Below are 14,892 nucleotides of genomic sequence, written 5' to 3'. Positions count from 1 at the left end.
CTATTTTTTTTTGATCTTTACCAAATTGGTCACATACTAATGTTACGTCTCAATAAGAGATGAAACGAATACTAGGGTGTGCTAATTATGAAATATCTAACATCTTTAATTATTGTAATATTGTTCGCTATTCCACTAAGTGTGAGTGCAAATCAAAATGCGGGTAAAGTATTTGGGGCAGGAGTGCAATGCTCATTTGATAGCGGTAAGACACAAGTTATGCCAAGAGAACTATGCAAATTACATGGTGGTAAACACAAATAATCCATTGTGCAATTTAAGGTACTCAAATTAGAAATGGTAAAAGCTCTGTGATATGAATGCTTGCCATCCTCGTTCCCAGTCAGCTTTTATCATTACTTCATTTTTATGGCCTTCGCATTGCCCGTTATATTTTGCTCCAGATATACCCCTTGAGAAGGCATATTCAGGTTTACAAAAAACTTTCCTTCCATCGTAAAACCCTGATGAGTATGATAATTCATCAAAATTACCAAGTTTATTTTTTAAGTTATTTGTAATCCTATTGTTTTCTTGATATCCAGCTTTCCCTACTCGATAACCTTCTTTGTACCATACCTGCTTATATGTCGTAGGCGAAGAACTGCATCCTACAATAAAAGTGACAAATAATTTAATCAGGAACTTAAAATTCACTTTCTGCCTTCCGTTAAACAAAAAAATTGGGCAGTAAAAACTGCCCAATTTTAATTGGATAATCTTTGTCAGTTACTTAACTGCAAATGGGATAGTTAGCATCAACTTGAAATCTGTCTCATCATTGAATGCATTAGAGTAAGCACCCCAATCCCCTGCATCAGTATCATTGTAGAAGTTAGTGTAGTAGAAGCTAATGTTAGCATCTTTCAGTGCACCACCTTGGATAGCGTAGTTTGCAAAGAAGCTATATGCATATTCTGTAAGCTCTTTAAAGCCTTCTGCTTTTGCTCCAGCACCATATGCACCACTAACACCTGCGCTAAAGCCATTGCCACCGATGTCTGAGAAATCACGTGCTGCAGATAGGAAGAACGCATACTCACCATCATGGTTAAAGTCAGAACGGTTATTCCACCATACTTCATATGCACCATTTGAGCCACCGTATTGCTCAGTTAGGCGATATGCCATATTGCCAACTTGACCACGCGTCTCATCTGAATCAGCTGATGTGTATGTAGCTTCTGCACGGAAGCTATATTGACCAACAGATTGAGATGTCAACATTGCTAACTGGAATGCAGTGCTGTCATATTGGTTATCATCATCAACAACGTATAACTGAGGAGACCAGTATAAGCCGCCATCAGTTGTGCCTTTTAATTTAACGTGTGCATTTTTACGATCGCCTTTAGTTAGACCACCATAAGCTACATCAAGAGATAGACCATTGTCGAATGCATAACGAGCACCTAAAGAGTAAACATCACCTGCATCTTCACCTGCACCACCCCAGAATGTGCCTTGATTAAACTCATAAGTTTCCTTAATCCATGGCGCCTTATATTCGTCCGCATAAACAGCACCTAGAGATAGACCACCAAAGCTAGCACCAATTTCAGCACCACGGTACGAACCTGGAGCAAAAGACCAGTTAACTCCTAAGCTAGACGGTACTGAAGGCTGGAAGTAGCCTAGTTTTGCTGTACCAACATCCGCTAATTTAAATTTAAGGGCAGCTGTTGCAAAAGAAACACCATTGTCAGTTTCGAATGAGTCACAAGAGTCACCAGCTCCATATACTGAGTCACAATCAAAGAAGTTCATCTCATGTTCAAATGAAGCGTTATTCCACATATCGAAAGTGCTGTAAATCACAACATCTAGGCCGACAGTGTTAGCAACATAACCAGAATGGAAACCTAGGTTAGCGAAGATCGAACCATGATCTAGGTTTGCTACTTTTTCTGTATCGTTTCCATCTGCGTCTTTACCAGCACGGTCACGCGAACGCATGAAGAAGTTTAGGTTACCGCTAATAGTAGACTCTGAAAAAAACTCAGATACTTCACTTGCATACTCAGGACCAACTGGATCTTGAGCCATGACCGGAGAAGCAGCTAGAGCACCTACCATCGCTGCAGTCAGAGCAGATACTTTAAAAAATTTGTCCATGGAAAAACTCCTAAAAATGGATATAGCTGTTTTATTTGTTTCTCGCCTTTAGTTGGCCGCCGAAGGGAGAACGCATTTCCTATGTTGAAAATCTCAATTAGTCATTTAATTTTCGACTTTCTATTTCCTGCATACACACCGTGTATCCATGGGTATTAGACTAACTTTGCATCAAAAAACATCAATGAGAACTTAATTTCTAAATAAAAAAATATGAGCTGCTACAAATTTTTATCAAGTTAGTGATCAAGATCTTATTTATCTACTGAACTTGGCAGAGTTAAGCTAAATAACATTAAAAACAATAACTTAAAAAATGAACATCCACGATAATATTGAACCGGGTCGCATTTAACCTTTCAATGCAATCGATTGTTTAAATTAGAGATCAGAGTCACTGAAACTAGTAATTCCCTTTAATAGTTAAATTTGTGACACTTTATTTTTCTCAAAAATAAAACCCCAATACCTTACGATATCGGGGTTTTATTATTTTTTATTAACGATATTTAGAAGTTTTTTTATAGCAAAGCGACTAAATCATCTTCAGTACGGATTTCAATACCTAATTCTTGAGCTTTTGCTAACTTTGAGCCGGCATTTTCACCAGCAAATAAGATATCCGTTTTCTTAGAAACGCTACCTGTTACTTTCGCCCCTAAATTTTGTAGGGCAGCTTTAGCATCAGTTCGAGATAGTTTCGATAATGACCCAGTTAAAACCACTGTTTTTCCAGCTAATGGCTGCGGTGCATCATCAGATTTATCTTCAATACAAGGCCAATGGATTCCCTGCTCAAGCAAATCATCAATCACACATTGATTACTCTCTTGAGCAAAAAATGCAGTGATATGACTTGCAACTATTTCACCAATATCTTGAACAGTAATTAGCTGCTCATGAGTCGCTGACTTAACGGCATCAAGCGTTTTGAAGTGATGCGCTAAGTTTGCTGCTGTTGCCTCTCCAACTTCACGGATTCCAAGCGAGTATAAAAAACGTGGCAATGTGGTTTCTTTGGCTTTATTTAACGCATTCACGACATTCTGAGCAGACTTTGGTCCCATACGATCTAGTACCGTAATAACACCAGCAGAGAGTTTGAATAAATCAGCAGGGGTCTTAACCATTTCTCGGTCAACTAACTGCTCAACAACCTTCTCCCCTAATCCATCTACATCCAACGCTTTACGTGATACAAAATGCTTCAGAGCTTCTTTACGTTGAGCCTGACAAACCAAACCACCTGAGCAGCGAGCAACGGCTTCCCCTTCAACACGCTCGATCAGTGATGAACAAACCGGACATTGGGTCGGAAAAACTATTGATTTTGCAGTCTCTGGACGACGCTCCTTCACGACAGAAACAATCTGCGGGATCACATCACCAGCACGACGAATCACCACACAATCACCAACCATGACACCAAGCCGCTCTATCTCATCGGCATTGTGAAGTGTCGCGTTGCTGACTGTGACACCACCAACAAACACTGGTTCTAGTTTTGCCACAGGAGTAATTGCCCCTGTACGACCAACTTGAAACTCTACATCGTTTAATATAGTTAGCTCTTCTTGAGCCGGGAATTTATAAGCAATAGCCCAACGAGGTGCTCGTGCCACAAAGCCCAATAGCTCCTGATTAGCGATATCATCAACCTTAATAACGACACCATCGATTTCATAAGCTAATTCACTTCGACGTTCTAAGATATCTTGATAATACGCTTTAACGTCATCAAGCGATTCGACACGCTTTGTTTCTGGACACATAGGCAGTCCCCAGTTTTTCAACTGAAGGAATCGCTCATAATGGCTTGAAGACAAGGTTACACCTTCTACAACACCAACACTGTACGCGTAGAAACTCAGAGGGCGTGTCGCTGTAATACGCGAGTCTAGCTGACGTAGGCTGCCGGCAGCTGCATTGCGTGGGTTCACAAAGACTTTCTCACCTTTTTTAAGGGCTTGTTCATTTAAGCGCTCAAAACCCGCGAGTGGCATAAAGACTTCACCACGGACTTCAAGCCTTTCAGGCCAGCCCTCACCTTGGAGTTTCAATGGTATTGCACTTATAGTTCTTACGTTTTCAGTAATATTTTCCCCAGTTGCACCGTCACCACGCGTAGCGGCCTGAACTAATACGCCGTTTTCATATAACAGACTGACAGCTAAACCATCCAACTTTGGCTCACAGCAAAACTGCCCTACAGAGGTCCCTGTGAGACGATCAACCATCCGCTTTTGAAAACTATCTAACTCTTCGTCATTAAACGCATTATCTAGTGATAGCATTGGGATTTCGTGGGTCACAGAGTCAAACCCATCGAGAGGTTTTCCACCCACGCGCTGACTTGGCGAATCAATCGTCACTAGCTCAGGATACTCAGCTTCAATATCCAATAGCTCGCGCATTAAACGGTCATATTCGCTATCGGGAATTTCTGGGCTGTCTTCAACATAGTAACGCACTGCGTGGTAGTGCAACGTTTCACGAAGTTGGTGTAGTTTGTTTTGAATTTCTATCGACATGAGTAGCTCTGAAAAATTGATCTATCTAGCTTATTTGGAAGAGTATGAACAGCTGGGCGCTTATCCGCAATAGCCAGCCTCAAATAACAAATAGGCTCCTTTAAAAGGAGCCTATTTTTCGAGTTTGTGATTTAGGCTTTCTGCGCCGCCTTAAATTTTTGAATTTGAGCTCGGTATGCATCAAGACGGTTTGGAGTCATCAGGTTACGGGCATCATCCAAAACATTCGCCCCCATATCATCTGCAATTTGCTGGGCGGTTTTTAGCATTAACTTAAAGTTTTGTTCTGGGTCACCGAAACAAGGCAACGTCATGAAGAAGGAAATGCCTTTGGTTGTAAAATCAGCAGGATCATCATGTTTGAGTGTCCCCGGCTGCATCATATTAGCCACGCTGAATAAGATTTTACCCGTTCCAGACATATCTGCATGACGGTGGAAGATGTCCATTTCACCATAGAGCAAGCCATTTTGTTGCATACTATCAAATAGCTTAGTACCGACAAATGCATCTTCACCAGAGCAATGTACATTAAGTACGATGACGTCCATTTGAGGTTCTGATTCCGGCTCACTCACTTCTTCAGGCTCTGCTGAAACAGTCTTGCTCGCCACAGGTGTTTCTATTGGCTCAGCAAAGACATCTTCATCACGACTCGCTTCAATCGAAGGGATTTCTTCTTTTTCATCGCTGACTGAAACCGACAGTTCTTTCTCTGATGACTCTGCTTCTTCTTGATAATTGTCAGCCAATGGATCCAGAGGATCATGGTTTGCGACAAATTCCGGCTCTTTTCGCTCTTTACGAATGATTTCGAAATCATCTTCTGGTGCGAAACTACGTTCGGGCGCACTGTCTTGCTCACCTTCACTTTCGGAATTTAGCTTTCCGAGTGGTTTATCACCAAACTTGGCTTTTCCTTCTTTTTTGCTTGTCCATAGTCCATGGAATAGCAGTGCTGCAATAGCTAATGCACCAACGATGATGAGTACGAATCGCAATTCCTGCATTTTATGCTCTCAGTTGCTCAAATATGATGTAATGGCAAAACTTCAGCTGTTAATAAGTGAACTTGTTTAGCCGACGATTAAGTTACTTTACCAAAACTAAGTACGTAATTAGAACAACTTAATGTTAGAAGTTCCTAGTATGTTGTGATTTTGAACACGCTTTTTTTCTTGTAAGATAGAAATCAACCCAAATTCACACATAGATTTAGCAATATGAATACATCCGTTTACCGACGTTCGGGGTTTGGTTATTTCTTCCAAGGCATCGAACTCGCTCTTTCACCGGGCATTCGCCGGTTTGTTATGATGCCACTGCTAACTAATATCGTATTGGTTGGTGGAGCGCTCTTTTACCTTTTTTCACACCTAAACGGATGGATTGAGCAGCTCATTGGTCAAATTCCCGAGTTTCTGTCTTGGCTCAGTTATGTGCTGTGGCCTTTATTGGTATTGACTATTCTTGCGACATTTTCATACTTCTTTAGCACGTTGGCTAATTTTATAGCCGCTCCTTTTAATGGGCTGCTCGCTGAAAAGGTAGAAATAAAACTAACAGGCCGTTCAATTAATGATGATGGTTTGCTGGATATCCTAAAAGATACACCTCGCATCTTAGGTAGAGAATGGCGCAAACTGGTTTATGTTCTTCCTAAAGCCATAGGGCTCTTTATCTTGTTGTTGATCCCTGCACTAGGTCAAACACTTGGACCATTCTTATGGTTTGCCTTTACCGCATGGATACTTGCGATTCAATACTGTGACTATCCTTTCGACAACCATAAGATCGGCTTTAACGAAATGAGAAACAATTTGAAACAAAAACAAGGGAAAGCTTATTCTTTCGGTGCCTTGGTTTCTATTTTCACCACAATCCCAATTCTCAACCTATTTGTGATGCCAGTTGCCGTATGTGGGGCAACGGCAATGTGGGTAGCAGAATTTAAGCAACACCAGCGCTAACATCGGATGCGGTTAGCTCACAATAAGAGAGGCTAACCGCATTTAGCACTTTCCTCTAATAAGATATAACTTTTTAATCCTTTTCCCTTTTTTTATCAGCTAATATTCTTCTATTCGTATTCACAAAACGTGTAATGAAGGAACATCACTATGAGCAAGATCTACGAAGACAACTCACTTACCATCGGTAATACACCTCTAGTTCGCCTAAATAAAGTAAGCAAGGGCAAAGTTTTAGCCAAAATAGAAGCGCGTAACCCAAGCTTCAGTGTTAAATGCCGTATCGGCGCCAACATGATTTGGGAAGCAGAAAAAGCAGGCACACTAAAAGCTGGTGTTGAACTAGTTGAGCCAACCAGTGGTAATACAGGTATCGCACTTGCATTCGTAGCAGCCGCTCGTGGTTATAAGCTCACACTGACTATGCCAGAATCTATGAGCCTTGAGCGTCGTAAGCTTCTTAAAGCACTAGGTGCAAATCTAGAGTTAACAGAAGCGGCGAAAGGTATGAAAGGTGCAATTGCAAAAGCAGAAGAAATTGTAGCTAGCAATCCTAAGAAATACCTTCTTCTACAACAGTTCAACAACCCTGCTAACCCAGAAATTCACGAAAAGACCACTGGTCCAGAAATTTGGGATGCCACTGATGGCGAAATCGATGTATTCGTCGCAGGCGTTGGTACTGGCGGCACTATCACAGGTACAAGTCGTTACATTAAGGGCGAAAAAGGCAAAAATATTGTTTCAGTAGCGGTAGAACCAGCAGAATCACCAGTGATTGCACAAGCGCTTGCTGGCGATGAAATCCAACCTGCACCACACAAGATCCAAGGTATTGGCGCTGGTTTCATCCCTAGCAACCTCGATTTAGAGCTACTTGACCGTGTTGAAGCCGTTACTTCTGAAGAGGCTATCGAGATGGCTCGCCGCCTAATGGAAGAGGAAGGCATTCTAGCTGGTATTTCATCAGGTGCTGCTGTGGTGGCTGCAAACCGAATTGCTGAACTACCTGAATTTGAAGGAAAAACCATTGTCACTGTACTTCCAAGCTCAGGTGAACGTTACCTCAGCACCGCGCTATTTGCAGGTATCTTTACTGAAAAAGAGAACCAACAGTAATATGTGGTCAAATCAATTTTTCGTCCAAAAAAGCCCCATTTAGGGGCTTTTTTGTTGATCCCTGCCCCACCTTTGGTAATATCAACACAGTTTTATTTTTCGCTTCAAAATAAAGAAGTGAGAATCAGGATTTTACGCAGCGGCGAAAGACAACATAGATTGAAATCGCAGTTGTAAATTAATAACCTGTATCAGTTATGACACGCGATCAACGTTACTCTGCTAGCAGAAACACGTATTAGCGGTTAAGCTAGTTCTGGTTAAGAATCTGTCAAAATATAAATCAATTGGGGTATATAACATGTACGAGAAGCAAGTAGAAATCACTGCAGAAAACGGTCTTCACACTCGTCCAGCTGCACAGTTCGTAAAAGAAGCTAAAGCATTCGACGCGGACATCACTGTGACTTCTAATGGCAAAAGCGCTAGCGCGAAGAGCCTGTTCAAACTACAAACTCTTGGCCTAGTAAAAGGTACACTAGTTACTATCTCAGCTGAGGGCCCACAAGCTCAACAAGCTGTAGACCACCTAGTTGCTCTAATGGATCAACTACACTAATCCGGTCTCCTATTTCAAAGCCATTTTGTGAAAACAAAATGGCTTTGTTGGAAATAGGCCCAAATTTAAGCTAAAAATTATCGTTAGCGCATCCATTTAATCTCCCGTTTTAAAGTTGACCAATTTAAGGTAAGGCTATGATTTCAGGCATCCTAGCATCTCCTGGTATTGCTATTGGTAAAGCACTACTACTTCAAGAAGATGAAATTGTCCTAAACACAAACACTATCTCAGACGATCAAGTTGAAGCTGAAGTTGCGCGTTTCTTTGAAGCTCGTGACAAATCTTCAGCTCAATTGGAAACTGTCAAGCAGAAAGCACTAGAGACCTTTGGCGAAGAAAAAGAAGCCATCTTCGAAGGTCACATCATGCTTCTTGAAGATGAAGAGCTAGAGGAAGAAATCCTAGCACTAATCAAAAAAGACAAGATGCACGCTGATAACGCGATTTACACTGTTATCGAAGAACAAGCATCTGCTCTAGAGTCTCTAGACGACGAATACCTAAAGGAGCGTGCAACAGATATCCGCGATATCGGTACACGTTTCGTTAAAAATGCACTAGGCATCAACATTGTTTCTCTAAGCGATATCAATGAAGAAGTTATCCTAGTGGCTTACGACCTAACGCCATCTGAAACTGCACAGATCAACCTAGACTACGTTCTTGGTTTTGCTTGTGACATCGGCGGTCGTACCTCTCACACTTCAATCATGGCTCGTTCACTTGAACTTCCTGCTATCGTTGGTACTAACGACATCACTAAGCAAGTGAAGAACGGCGACATGCTGATTCTTGATGCGATGAACAACAAGATCGTTATCAACCCATCTGAAGCAGAGCTAGAAGAAGCGCAAGCAGTAAAAGCGGCATTCGTTGCTGAGAAAGAAGAACTGGCTAAGCTTAAAGACCTACACGCAGAAACTTTAGACGGTCACCGCGTTGAAGTTTGCGGTAACATCGGTACTGTTAAAGATTGCGACGGCATCATCCGTAACGGTGGTGAAGGCGTTGGTCTGTACCGTACTGAATTCCTATTCATGGACCGTGATGCACTTCCTACTGAAGAAGAACAGTACCAAGCGTACAAAGAAGTTGCTGAAGCAATGAATGGCGAGTCAGTAATCATCCGTACTATGGACATCGGTGGTGATAAAGATCTTCCTTACATGGATCTTCCACAAGAGATGAACCCATTCCTAGGCTGGCGCGCAGTACGTATCAGCTTAGACCGTCGTGAAATTCTTCGTGACCAGCTACGCGGCATCCTACGTGCATCGGCACACGGTAAGCTTCGTATAATGTTCCCAATGATCATCTCTGTTGAAGAAATTCGTGAGCTTAAGAAAGCAATCGAAGAGTACAAAGCAGAGCTACGTGCAGAAGGCCTAGCATTTGACGAAAACATCGAGATCGGTGTTATGGTTGAAACACCAGCAGCTGCTGCTATCGCACATCACCTAGCCAAAGAAGTTGCTTTCTTCTCTATCGGTACTAACGATTTAACTCAGTACACACTAGCAGTTGACCGTGGTAACGAAATGATTTCTCACCTATACAACCCACTATCACCAGCGGTACTAACAGTGATCAAGCAAGTTATCGATGCTTCTCACGCTGAAGGTAAGTGGACTGGTATGTGTGGTGAGCTAGCGGGCGATGAGCGCGCAACACTTCTACTTCTGGGTATGGGTCTAGATGAGTTCTCAATGAGCGGCATCTCTATCCCTAAAGTGAAGAAAGTGATTCGTAACTCTAACTTCGCTGAAGTAAAAGCGATGGCTGAAGAAGCACTATCACTACCAACAGCCGCTGAAATTGAAGCAGTTGTTGAAAAGTTCATTGCAGCAAAAACACAATAATCTGCGAAGACCAGTCCATATAGACGGCTAAAAGTAGTCGTCTATTGCTTTGGATTGGTATACTATATTTCGAAAGAATAAAACTAAACGTTAGGAGCATGACACAATGGGTCTGTTTGACAAACTTAAGAAGCTAGTATCTGACGATAGCGCTGATGCAGGTGCAATCGAGATTATCGCACCTCTATCTGGTGAAATCGTAAACATTGAAGATGTGCCAGATGTAGTTTTCGCAGAGAAAATCGTTGGCGACGGTATTGCAATTAAACCAGCGGGCGACAAAATGGTTGCTCCTGTAAACGGTACTATCGGTAAGATCTTCGAAACTAACCACGCTTTCTCTATCGAGTCTGACGATGGTGTTGAGCTATTCGTTCACTTCGGTATCGATACTGTTGAACTGAAAGGCGAAGGCTTCAAGCGTATCGCTGAAGAAGGCCAAACTGTTAAAGCTGGCGACACAATCATTGAATTCGATCTGGCTCTTCTAGAAGAGAAAGCGAAATCAACACTGACTCCAGTTGTTATCTCTAACATGGACGAAATCAAAGAGCTGAATAAGCTTTCTGGTTCTGTAACTGTTGGCGAAACTCCAGTTCTACGTGTAACTAAGTAATCTTTACTCAGTTAAACGCAAAAAACGCAGCCATTGGCTGCGTTTTTTATTGTCTATTTGTTAGTGATGGTTATTTTAGACCAAGCGCATATTTCAATACCTGCTCTTTCATAGGCCCTGAGTTTTCCGCAATTTTTAGTGCTGCATTGCGCAAAACTTTCAACGGAGCAATGTCATTGCTAAAGCCTTTATAAAACAAATCCATTCCTGTCTGCATGAGTAAGTTATCTGGTTTTCTCATCATTTCATAACGTTTAGCCAGTGATTGGCTCAATGCATCTTGTCCCTCAGCAACAGAAAGCAGTGCAGATACATCTTTAAAACCTAAATTAACTCCCTGCCCTGCCAATGGATTAATGGTATGAGCAGAATCTCCAACAAGAATGCAATTGTTCTTCTGGTAAGTCTGGGCATGTCGTCGAGTTAATGGAAAAGATCCGAATTGTAGAACCTCAATATCACCAAGTTCCGCTGGAAAATGATGCAAAACTTCACTTCTTAACTGTTCTGGGCTCATCCCACACAATTGTTTGATGCGTTTTGGCGAGTCATACCAAACTAATGATGCTTGATTGCCACACAAAGGTAAAAATGAGCGAGGCCCTGACGGTGTGAACTGCTGCCACGTTATATCTTGCTGAGGTAGCGCTGTTTTCACATTGATTAGCATGCAATGCTGACGATAATCCCACGCGGTCACGCCAATACCAGCGACTTGACGTACTTTCGAGTTTGCTCCATCAGCCCCAACGATCCAAAGTGCTTCAAATTGTTCACCAGAACTCAAGGTTACTTTGGCAATGTCATCAAAGTCTATTGTTGCCAAAGAGTCTGAACAATACACTTTCAAATTACTATAGCGTTCAAACTGTTGCCACAAGCCAAGTTGAATAATACGGTTTTCGACAATATAACCTAACTGATCCAGCCCTAAAGCTTCTGAATCGAACCGGGTCCGACATTCCGGATGCTCCCAAGTTTCCAATCGACGATATGGGCAAGTACGCATCGCTTCAATCGCATTCCATGCCCCTAGTTCCTGTAACAAAGCAACTGAATTATGCGAGATCGCCGATACGCGAATATCCATAGCCTGCTCGGCTGAAAAAGGTTCTGGCGTATTTCCTTCAACAAGAACGACACTGCGCCCTTGTTTCGCAAACCCCAAAGCAACTGCCGCCCCAACCATGCCACCACCGATAACCGCAATATCAAATCTGGTCATAATATGTTCTTCATTCAATTGAATTTTAACTTGCTTTTGATTGTACGATTTCATAACCAAAATGTAACCAAAAACCTTAACATGAACGAGGTCAAAGCCCTTGTACTGTAAAGGCTAGAACAGATTTTATGAGATCACTGGTCAGTTGGTTTTTAAAGCAGTACAATACGCCGCTTACCGCCGAGAGGGCGGCTAAAATATAGTCATCGCCAATATTATTTGTGCGAAACAATTAAGAACACACTGGGCGATTTGCTCCCTTAATTTAAACTAACGATCGAGCGAACAACATGAGTAAAAAACTGCTAATTAAAACCTGGGGCTGCCAGATGAACGAATATGATTCATCAAAAATGGCGGATCTACTGAATGCAGCTAATGGCTACGAGCTAACAGAAGAACCAGATGAAGCAGATGTATTACTTCTTAATACCTGTTCTATTCGCGAAAAAGCACAGGAAAAAGTATTCCACCAGCTAGGTCGTTGGAAAACATTAAAAGACAAGAAACCAGGCGTCGTGATTGGCGTTGGTGGTTGTGTAGCAACACAAGAAGGTGATCACATCCGTGAACGTGCACCTTTTGTTGACGTTATTTTTGGCCCACAAACGCTGCACCGTCTTCCAGAGATGATCAAGCAATCTCAAACCAATGAAGCGCCAGTGATGGACATCTCTTTCCCAGAGATTGAGAAGTTTGACCGTCTTCCAGAACCGCGAGCTGAAGGTGCAACCGCATTCGTTTCAATTATGGAAGGCTGTTCAAAGTACTGTACTTACTGCGTGGTACCATACACTCGTGGTGAAGAAGTAAGTCGCCCTATGGATGACGTGCTATTTGAAATTGCTCAGCTTGCAGAGCAAGGTGTACGTGAAGTAAACCTACTAGGTCAAAACGTAAACGCTTACCGAGGCCCGACTCATGACGGTGAAATCTGTAGTTTTGCCGAGCTGCTTCGTTTAGTCGCGTCTATCGATGGTATTGATCGCATTCGCTTTACAACTAGCCACCCGCTCGAGTTTACCGACGATATTATCGCGGTTTACGAAGATACTCCTGAGCTTGTTAGTTTCCTTCACTTACCCGTGCAGAGCGGTAGTGACCGTATTTTAACGATGATGAAGCGCCCGCATACGGCTATCGAATACAAGTCTATTATTCGTAAACTACGTAAAGCGCGTCCTGACATTCAGATAAGCTCAGACTTTATTGTTGGTTTCCCAGGTGAAACAGATAAAGACTTCCAAGACACAATGAAGCTTATCAAAGACGTAGACTTTGATATGAGTTTCAGCTTTATCTTCTCACCTCGCCCAGGCACACCAGCTGCGGATTACCCATGTGATGTGCCAGAGCAAGAGAAAAAAGAACGCCTATACGAACTGCAACAAACCGTGAATACTCAAGCAATGCGTTACTCACGCCTCATGCTTGACACAGAGCAACGCGTTTTAGTTGAAGGGCCATCGAAGAAGAACTTAATGGAGCTTCGAGCTCGTACAGAAAATAACCGCGTGGTTAACTTTGAAGGCAGTGCAGACCTTATTGGCCAGTTTGTCGATGTTAAAATCACCGATGTCTTTGCTAACTCTCTTCGCGGTGAATTAGTTCGTACAGAAAAAGACATGGATCTTCGCTCAATCATTTCTCCAATGCAGATGATGGCGAAGACAAAACGAGAAGATGAGCTGGGTGTGGCGACTTTTACACCATAAGCTTGAAAATACCTGTCTAAGCAACCATCTTAGAATAAAGGGTATATATATCATTGGAAGCCCGGTCTGAATCGGGCTTCCACAAATGAGAGGCAACTTTGAGCAATAAAATTGTTACTCTAGAAATCAATCTAGAACCTTCAGACAACCGCCGCCTGGCCAGCCTTTGCGGCCCATTCGATGACAATATCAAGCACTTAGAACGTCGACTCGGCGTTGAAATCAACTATCGCAGTAACTTCTTTACTATTGTTGGTAAACCGCATACGTCTGCTGCGGCACTTGAGATCATCAAGACACTTTACGTCAATACCGCCCCTGTTCGTGGCAATATTCCAGATATAGATCCTGAAGAGATCCATCTCGCCATCAAAGAAACCGGTGTATTAGAGCAAAGTACAGAATCAAATATTGAACACGGTAAAGAAGTATTCGTTAAAACGAAGAAAGGCGTGATCAAACCGCGTACACCTAATCAGGCTCAGTACTTGGTTAACATGGTCACCCACGACATTTCTTTTGGTATTGGGCCTGCTGGTACAGGTAAAACCTACCTTGCTGTTGCCGCTGCCGTCGATGCACTAGAGCGCCAAGAGATCCGCCGTATTCTTCTAACGCGCCCTGCGGTTGAAGCGGGTGAAAAATTAGGTTTCCTGCCAGGTGATCTAAGCCAGAAAGTCGACCCATACCTACGCCCACTATACGACGCATTATTTGAGATGCTCGGTTTTGAACGAGTTGAAAAACTCATTGAGCGTAACGTCATCGAGGTAGCCCCTCTGGCTTATATGCGTGGCCGTACGCTGAACGACGCTTTTATCATTCTCGATGAAAGTCAGAATACGACGGTTGAGCAAATGAAAATGTTCTTAACACGTATTGGCTTTAATTCACGTGCCGTGATCACTGGTGACGTTACACAAATCGATTTACCACGTGGTGCGAAATCTGGTCTTCGCCATGCGATAGAAGTTCTCAGTGAAGTTGACGAGATCAGCTTTAACTTCTTCCAAGCTGATGATGTGGTGCGCCACCCTGTCGTTGCACGCATCGTAAACGCTTATGAAAAGTGGGAAGCACAAGATCAAAAAGAGCGCAAAGAATATGAGAAACGTCGACGCGAAGAACGCGAAGCTAAATTGCTCGAAGCAGAGAAAGTAGAAGCGAATAAGGAATAATC

At 42.6% G+C, this 14,892-nt stretch carries 13 protein-coding genes; 8 read left to right on the top strand and 5 right to left on the bottom strand.

All coding sequences use genetic code 11. From position 1 onward, the window contains the following. Positions 1 to 87: 87 nt before the first annotated feature. The gene (locus tag ACQEXU_RS17175) at positions 88 to 264 is read left to right on the top strand and encodes a hypothetical protein (protein ID WP_427011722.1); all 177 of its coding nucleotides are present in this window, start codon (positions 88 to 90) and stop codon (positions 262 to 264) included. Positions 265 to 291: 27 nt separating this feature from the next. On the opposite strand, the gene ACQEXU_RS17170 is transcribed toward ACQEXU_RS17175, so the two are convergent. From ACQEXU_RS17170 to zipA, 4 genes are all read right to left on the bottom strand, one after another. Beyond that, entirely contained in the window at positions 292 to 657 is a 366-nt protein-coding gene (locus ACQEXU_RS17170) for a DUF2799 domain-containing protein (RefSeq protein WP_427011721.1), read from the bottom strand. A 72-nt stretch (positions 658 to 729) separates the two neighbouring features. Then, a complete protein-coding gene (locus ACQEXU_RS17165; RefSeq protein WP_427011720.1) occupies positions 730 to 2,115 on the bottom strand; it encodes a multidrug transporter in 1,386 nt (461 codons plus the stop codon). A 521-nt stretch (positions 2,116 to 2,636) separates the two neighbouring features. Next, the gene (gene ligA / locus ACQEXU_RS17160) at positions 2,637 to 4,646 is read right to left on the bottom strand and encodes an NAD-dependent DNA ligase LigA (protein WP_427011719.1); all 2,010 of its coding nucleotides are present in this window, start codon (positions 4,644 to 4,646) and stop codon (positions 2,637 to 2,639) included. Positions 4,647 to 4,777: 131 nt separating this feature from the next. Then, positions 4,778 to 5,656 carry a cell division protein ZipA gene (gene zipA / locus ACQEXU_RS17155; RefSeq protein ID WP_427011718.1) on the bottom strand — a complete coding sequence of 293 codons (879 nt, stop codon included), beginning with the start codon at positions 5,654 to 5,656 and terminating at the stop codon, positions 4,778 to 4,780. Positions 5,657 to 5,869: 213 nt separating this feature from the next. Between zipA and cysZ the strand changes: the two genes are divergently transcribed. The 5 genes from cysZ (at position 5,870) to crr (ending at position 10,772) form a co-directional block, all read left to right on the top strand. After that, a complete protein-coding gene (gene cysZ, locus ACQEXU_RS17150; RefSeq protein WP_427011717.1) occupies positions 5,870 to 6,616 on the top strand; it encodes a sulfate transporter CysZ in 747 nt (248 codons plus the stop codon). 150 nt (positions 6,617 to 6,766) lie between these two features. Beyond that, positions 6,767 to 7,735: a cysteine synthase A gene (cysK, locus tag ACQEXU_RS17145; protein ID WP_427011716.1), complete on the top strand. Its 969-nt coding sequence runs from the start codon at positions 6,767 to 6,769 to the stop codon at positions 7,733 to 7,735. A gap of 301 nt (positions 7,736 to 8,036) precedes the next feature. Beyond that, the gene (locus tag ACQEXU_RS17140) at positions 8,037 to 8,294 is read left to right on the top strand and encodes an HPr family phosphocarrier protein (RefSeq protein WP_005436894.1); all 258 of its coding nucleotides are present in this window, start codon (positions 8,037 to 8,039) and stop codon (positions 8,292 to 8,294) included. 137 nt (positions 8,295 to 8,431) lie between these two features. Beyond that, positions 8,432 to 10,156 (top strand): phosphoenolpyruvate-protein phosphotransferase PtsI, encoded by a 1,725-nt coding sequence (gene ptsI, locus ACQEXU_RS17135; protein ID WP_367988408.1) that lies wholly within the window; start codon positions 8,432 to 8,434, stop codon positions 10,154 to 10,156. A gap of 106 nt (positions 10,157 to 10,262) precedes the next feature. After that, the gene (gene crr, locus ACQEXU_RS17130) at positions 10,263 to 10,772 is read left to right on the top strand and encodes a PTS glucose transporter subunit IIA (protein WP_334555155.1); all 510 of its coding nucleotides are present in this window, start codon (positions 10,263 to 10,265) and stop codon (positions 10,770 to 10,772) included. Between the two features lie 70 nt (positions 10,773 to 10,842). On the opposite strand, the gene ACQEXU_RS17125 is transcribed toward crr, so the two are convergent. Further along, a complete protein-coding gene (locus tag ACQEXU_RS17125) occupies positions 10,843 to 11,997 on the bottom strand; it encodes a 2-octaprenyl-3-methyl-6-methoxy-1,4-benzoquinol hydroxylase (RefSeq protein WP_427011715.1) in 1,155 nt (384 codons plus the stop codon). 290 nt (positions 11,998 to 12,287) lie between these two features. Here ACQEXU_RS17125 and miaB point away from each other — a divergent pair, with 290 nt between their 5' ends. Together miaB and ACQEXU_RS17115 are read left to right on the top strand one after the other, a co-directional pair. Further along, positions 12,288 to 13,712, top strand: coding sequence for a tRNA (N6-isopentenyl adenosine(37)-C2)-methylthiotransferase MiaB (gene miaB, locus ACQEXU_RS17120; protein WP_367988406.1), 1,425 nt, complete (start codon positions 12,288 to 12,290; stop codon positions 13,710 to 13,712). Between the two features lie 98 nt (positions 13,713 to 13,810). Further along, positions 13,811 to 14,890, top strand: a complete 1,080-nt coding sequence (locus tag ACQEXU_RS17115) for a PhoH family protein (RefSeq protein WP_367988405.1) — start codon at positions 13,811 to 13,813, stop codon at positions 14,888 to 14,890. Positions 14,891 to 14,892: the final 2 nt, after the last annotated feature.

The sequence above is a fragment of the Vibrio sp. TRT 21S02 genome, from assembly GCF_050113675.1.
Lineage (GTDB): Bacteria > Pseudomonadota > Gammaproteobacteria > Enterobacterales > Vibrionaceae > Vibrio.
The sequence above is the reverse complement of the archived record's forward strand: the minus strand, read 5'-3'. Positions and strand labels throughout refer to the sequence as shown.

Coding starts and splice junctions, on each gene's coding strand:
- ACQEXU_RS17140 (WP_005436894.1), top strand. CDS start 8,037: ATGTACGAGAAGCAAGTAGAAATCACTGCAGAAAACGGTCTTCACACT.
- ACQEXU_RS17175 (WP_427011722.1), top strand. CDS start 88: ATGAAATATCTAACATCTTTAATTATTGTAATATTGTTCGCTATTCCA.
- cysZ (WP_427011717.1), top strand. CDS start 5,870: ATGAATACATCCGTTTACCGACGTTCGGGGTTTGGTTATTTCTTCCAA.
- ptsI (WP_367988408.1), top strand. CDS start 8,432: ATGATTTCAGGCATCCTAGCATCTCCTGGTATTGCTATTGGTAAAGCA.
- zipA (WP_427011718.1), bottom strand. CDS start 5,656: ATGCAGGAATTGCGATTCGTACTCATCATCGTTGGTGCATTAGCTATT.
- crr (WP_334555155.1), top strand. CDS start 10,263: ATGGGTCTGTTTGACAAACTTAAGAAGCTAGTATCTGACGATAGCGCT.
- ACQEXU_RS17125 (WP_427011715.1), bottom strand. CDS start 11,997: ATGACCAGATTTGATATTGCGGTTATCGGTGGTGGCATGGTTGGGGCG.
- ligA (WP_427011719.1), bottom strand. CDS start 4,646: ATGTCGATAGAAATTCAAAACAAACTACACCAACTTCGTGAAACGTTG.
- ACQEXU_RS17165 (WP_427011720.1), bottom strand. CDS start 2,115: ATGGACAAATTTTTTAAAGTATCTGCTCTGACTGCAGCGATGGTAGGT.
- miaB (WP_367988406.1), top strand. CDS start 12,288: ATGAGTAAAAAACTGCTAATTAAAACCTGGGGCTGCCAGATGAACGAA.
- cysK (WP_427011716.1), top strand. CDS start 6,767: ATGAGCAAGATCTACGAAGACAACTCACTTACCATCGGTAATACACCT.